Source organism: Kaistella sp., from assembly GCF_032060305.1.
Lineage (GTDB): Bacteria > Bacteroidota > Bacteroidia > Flavobacteriales > Weeksellaceae > Kaistella > Kaistella yananensis.
This window is the reverse complement of the sequence record NZ_DAMBHK010000106.1, coordinates 1-4,857: the sequence shown is the minus strand read 5'-3', so window position 1 is coordinate 4,857 and position 4,857 is coordinate 1. Positions and strand designations below refer to the sequence as shown.

Below are 4,857 nucleotides of genomic sequence, written 5' to 3'. Positions count from 1 at the left end.
AAAAACTGCTATTGGTTTTCGACTTTGGTTTCGAAGGAATCGAACCTGAAAAAAATTTATAAACTGCTGGAGGAAGCCGATATTTTCCACCTGAAAACAATTCCATTAGGCACAGGCAACAAATCCAGCCGCATCATTGCCTGGACGTTCCTGAACAAAAAGGAACAGCAGGACTGGCGCGAGAAGCGTTGGGCAGATGCAAAAGAAGAGAACCCGTAAAGTTCAGTTCAAAAAAAACCTCTTTTAAATGATTTAAAAGAGGTTTTTTTATCTGTAAATTAATCTACCATGGCCTCGCCGGCTTTTCTGTACACAAAATTTCCGTAGATGTGTCTTCTTGCAAAACGGCTTGGCGAATCGGCGTTCACCATTTTAATATAAGTATTTCTTGGAACACCAATGTATTCGAACATTTTACCGTTCAGGTGCTGAATTTTCAGGATCTGCTTTTCGTACTCAAAATCCTGAATGTTTGATTTGGAAGTAGTTTCGATGTATTCCTCTCTGTATTTTTCCTGTGTTTCCGGGTTGATGCTCACGAGAAAGTGGTATGCTTCAATCACCGATTTGCTTTTCTCTTCAGCCTCGAGTTTTCCTTCTTCATCATTCACAAATTTATCAGGATGCGCGTCTTTCATCGTGTTCCTGTAAATGGTTTTTAACTCTTTTAAAGTCGCGGTTTTGTCAACGCCAAGAAGTTTTCGGTGTTCGCCAATTCTTTTCATATCTGAATTTTTATCGATTTATAATTAACAAGAATGGCTACCGGAATGCTTTACATTTAACGACAGGTTCTTATCTGAATTTCGGGGTGCAAAATTAGGCTTTTAAAATTTAATGAAAAACTTAGGAAACTGATAGTGTGGAATAAGATTAAAAATCTTCCGCGAGCAAAATATTATCTTTGCTGAAATTTCTGAACAGATGTCGAATCCATGCTTTAAAAAACACCGGTCATAATGGAACATCCAACACAATGCTGGACGGTTTGTACAGAATGCGCCGGGCAAGGCAAAAAAAAGCAGCGCATCCGAAAAAGTGTAAGAATCCGGTACGAAAAAGCCCTGGAAGAATATGAAAAATCCGATGGAGCAATTCCCGAGCCTGTGCGTCCGCACGCCCATCTTTATCCCTGTGCTACCTGTTCCGGAACGGGACTGATTCCTGCGGAAGATTTTCCAGTTCCCGATCAGGAAAAATTTCCTCATGTTGCGATCATTGGCGGCGGAATTGGCGGAACTGCGCTTGCGGTTGCGTGTCTGCACCGCGGTATCCCTTTTACGCTTTATGAACGTGACCAGAGTTTCGGTGCGCGGTCTCAGGGATATGGACTTACGCTTCAACAGGCCAGCAAGGCAATTCAAGGATTCGGAATACAGAAACTGGAAAAAGGTGTGATATCTACACGACATTTGGTCCATACTCCGGAGGGAAAAACAGTCGGCGAATGGGGAATGCGAAAATGGCTGGAAGGCAGCAACAAACCGTCTGCCAGGAAAACCAATGTACATATTGCCAGACAGGCGCTGCGATCCGCATTGATGGAGCAGCTTGGCAACACAAATTTCATTAAATGGGGTTATCAGCTGACCGGTTTTGAGGAAAATAAAGAGAACGGCATGAACCTCAGTTTTCTCGTCAACGGCGAAACGGTTAAGGAAAAAGCTGATCTCATTGTAGGGTCCGACGGAATCCGGAGCACTGTTCGGAGTCTTTTGATTGGAGATAAGATTTCTCCGCTGCGCTATCTGGACTGCATTGTTATTCTGGGCATCTGTCCGCTGAGTTCGATTGGCCTCCCCCACCATTCTTTACTGGATTCCGCGACGGTATTTCAAACCGCCAACGGAAATGAAAGAATTTACATCATGCCTTATGATGCCGAATCGGTCATGTGGCAGCTGAGTTTTCCTATGCCTGAAGATGAAGCCAAAATCCTAAGTGCAAAAGGTGCCAGAGCTCTTAAAGAAGAAGCCATCCTCAGAACACCCTGGCACAGTCCGGTTCCGGAAATTTTAGCAGCTACGGAAGAGAGATTCATTTCCGGCTATCCCGTTTACGACCGGGATTTACTCAGTTCCGAATCATTGGTGCGTGCAGGATCTGTTACTTTAATTGGTGATGCCGCGCATCCGATGAGTCCGTTTAAAGGTCAGGGTGCCAACCAGGCACTTCTGGATGCTCTGTCGCTGGCGCGTGAAATCTATAAAAAGTGCAGTACGGGAATCAACTGGCGGGAAAATGGGCTTCGGGAATATCTATTGAATCCCTTTGAAGCTGAAATGTTGGAACGCAGTGCGGTAAAAGTCAAAGATTCAGCTGCAGCGGCTGAGTTTCTGCACTCCGAAATTGCGCTGTATAAAGGCGACGAACCGCGCGGAAAAGTCCTGAAACGAAAAGAGCGCTGAATTTTCCAAAGATTTGCAATTGGGCTGAAAATTCCCCTCTAAATCCAGCCCTAAAATTTCCTTCAAAAATCCTATCTTTGCCTCTTAAAATTTTTAGAAGATGAATCCCTTTATTGAAGAACTGAAATGGCGCGGCCTGTATGCCGACATGATGCCCGGAACTGATGAACAACTGAATAAAGAAATGACTACGGCGTATATTGGCTTCGATCCTACGGCGGATTCTCTGCATATCGGAAGTCTGATTCCGATTAAAGTTCTGGCCCATTTTCAGCAGCACGGTCACAAACCTATCGCGTTGGTGGGTGGCGCCACGGGAATGATCGGCGATCCCTCCGGAAAATCTACTGAACGTAACGCGCTGGATGAAGAAACCCTGAACCATTATGTTTCGTGTCTGAAAACGCAGCTTTCAAAATTCTTAAATGTTGATGGAACTGAAAGCAACAGCGCAGAACTTGTGAACAATTACGACTGGATGAAGGAATTCTCTTTCCTGCAGTTCATCCGCGATATCGGCAAAAACATCACTGTAAACTATATGATGGCCAAAGAATCGGTGAAGAAAAGAATCACCGGTGAAGGCGGCGCAGAAGGCATGAGTTTCACTGAATTTACCTATCAACTTTTACAGGGTTACGACTTCCTGCACCTATATAAAGAGAAAAATGTAAAACTTCAGATGGGCGGTTCAGATCAGTGGGGAAATATCACCACCGGAACTGAACTGATCCGCAGAAAAGCAAAAGGTGAAGCATTTGCGCTGACTGTTCCTTTGATCACAAAAGCGGACGGATCCAAGTTTGGAAAATCTGAAAGTGGTGAAAATTACTGGCTCGATCCAAAAAGAACGTCGCCTTATAAATTCTACCAGTTCTGGGTGAATTCCACCGACGCCGATGCTGAAAGATTCATTAAATTCTATACTTTTTTAAGCAAGGAAGAAATTGAAAATCTTATCGCAGAACATCAGACCGCACCGCACGAAAGAAAACTTCAGAAAAAACTGGCTGAAGAAGTGACAATTTGGGTTCACAACCGCGAAGAATATGAAAAAGCAGTGAAGGCTTCGGAAATTCTTTTCGGAAGATCCACGGCTGAAGATTTGGTGAATCTGGATGAAGCGACTTTCCTGGAGGTTTTTGAAGGCGTTCCGCAAAAGGAAATCGCCAAAAGTGAAGTGATTGGCAGCAATGTGATCGATCTGATTTCTGAAAAATCAGGCTTTCTGAAGTCAAAAGGAGAAGCCAGAAGAGAATTGTCCGGCAACGCAATTTCCATCAACAAAAACAAAGTAAACGACACTTTCGAAGTTGCGGAAAAAGATTTAATCGACGGAAAGTTTCTGCTTTTGCAGAAAGGCAAGAAAAATTACTTTATCGTGAAAGCGGTATAAAACACAAATCCGGAAGAATCTTCCGGATTTTTTATTATTGATATAGCATTTATCTAAGGATGCGCTGTTTTGCAGTGATTTGTTCTTTTTTAAATTCGTACTTTTACGCATAAAATTTTTTTTAATGGTTATTATCATCTTTATTGCAGTCCTTTGGTACTCAGGACTTTTTTTTCAGACTTTTTTCCTGCACCGGTATGCGGCGCACCAGTCTTTTAAAATGTCGCGCTTCGGCGAAAAACTTTGTTATGTTCTTACCTGGCTCACCCAGGGATCGAATTATCTCTCCGCTTACGGATATGGCGTAATGCACCGCATGCACCACGCGTATGCCGACACCGAAAAAGATCCGCACTCCCCAAAATACGACCACAACCTTTTTACGATGATGTGGCGCACGAAATCGATTTACCAGCAGATCAACCAGCAGAAGGTAAAAATAGAGGAAAAATTCACCAAGAATGTTCCTCAGTGGGAAGGTTTCGACAGGTTTGCAAGCTCCTGGGGTTCCAGACTTGCGTGGGCAGTGGCCTATACCGCATTTTTCTATTTCTTTGCAACGGCGTGGTGGCAGTGGATTCTGCTGCCGGTTGCGTACATGATGGCACCAATTCACGGCGTGATCATCAACTGGTTCGGACATATTTACGGCTACGTGAATTTTAAAGTTTCAGATACTTCTAAAAACCTGTTCCATTTCGACTGGCTGATGATGGGCGAAGGCTATCACAACAACCACCACAAGCACGGCGGAAGAGCAAATTTCGGTGGGGTAAGATGGCACGAAATCGATGTGACTTATCTGATTATGGTTTTACTGGATAAAATGAAACTGATCAGGTTAAAACCTGTTGCTGTGGTAAAAAGAGAAATCTAAAGCCCAGCTTTACAAATATTGAACCGGATTTTATATCCGGTTTTTTTTTGTGTTAATCTGAAAAATGAATGATGAAAAGAAAGGTCTTAAAATTCTGCATCTTTTCTTTTCCTATGTTTTATAATTTAGTTTTGATGTAAAATATTATGGATTGAAAGTAGAAAATAATCTTAAAA

5 protein-coding genes are annotated in these 4,857 nt (G+C 42.9%); 4 read left to right on the top strand and 1 reads right to left on the bottom strand.

Going from position 1 to position 4,857, the window contains the following annotated elements; all coding sequences use genetic code 11:
- Positions 1-219: RlmF-related methyltransferase (locus V5N63_RS11080; protein ID WP_332033996.1), on the top strand; the 219-nt coding region annotated here is incomplete at its 5' end.
- Positions 220-278: 59 nt separating this feature from the next.
- Here the strand turns inward: V5N63_RS11080 and V5N63_RS11075 are convergent.
- The gene (locus V5N63_RS11075) at positions 279-725 is read right to left on the bottom strand and encodes a KTSC domain-containing protein (protein WP_332033995.1); all 447 of its coding nucleotides are present in this window, start codon (positions 723-725) and stop codon (positions 279-281) included.
- 234 nt (positions 726-959) lie between these two features.
- On the opposite strand from V5N63_RS11075, the gene V5N63_RS11070 reads away from it, so the two are divergent.
- The 3 genes from V5N63_RS11070 (at position 960) to V5N63_RS11060 (ending at position 4,681) form a co-directional block, all read left to right on the top strand.
- Positions 960-2,408, top strand: coding sequence for an FAD-dependent oxidoreductase (locus tag V5N63_RS11070; protein ID WP_332033994.1), 1,449 nt, complete (start codon positions 960-962; stop codon positions 2,406-2,408).
- A gap of 100 nt (positions 2,409-2,508) precedes the next feature.
- Positions 2,509-3,804 carry a tyrosine--tRNA ligase gene (gene tyrS / locus V5N63_RS11065; protein WP_332033993.1) on the top strand — a complete coding sequence of 432 codons (1,296 nt, stop codon included), beginning with the start codon at positions 2,509-2,511 and terminating at the stop codon, positions 3,802-3,804.
- Positions 3,805-3,928: 124 nt separating this feature from the next.
- Positions 3,929-4,681 (top strand): acyl-CoA desaturase, encoded by a 753-nt coding sequence (locus tag V5N63_RS11060; protein ID WP_088469930.1) that lies wholly within the window; start codon positions 3,929-3,931, stop codon positions 4,679-4,681.
- The last annotated feature ends 176 nt before the right edge of the window (positions 4,682-4,857 follow it).

What these genes read in the sequence shown, in the direction of transcription:
- V5N63_RS11075 (WP_332033995.1), bottom strand. Translation starts at nt 725, where the DNA reads ATGAAAAGAATTGGCGAACACCGAAAACTTCTTGGCGTTGACAAAACC.
- V5N63_RS11070 (WP_332033994.1), top strand. Translation starts at nt 960, where the DNA reads ATGGAACATCCAACACAATGCTGGACGGTTTGTACAGAATGCGCCGGG.
- tyrS (WP_332033993.1), top strand. Translation starts at nt 2,509, where the DNA reads ATGAATCCCTTTATTGAAGAACTGAAATGGCGCGGCCTGTATGCCGAC.
- V5N63_RS11060 (WP_088469930.1), top strand. Translation starts at nt 3,929, where the DNA reads ATGGTTATTATCATCTTTATTGCAGTCCTTTGGTACTCAGGACTTTTT.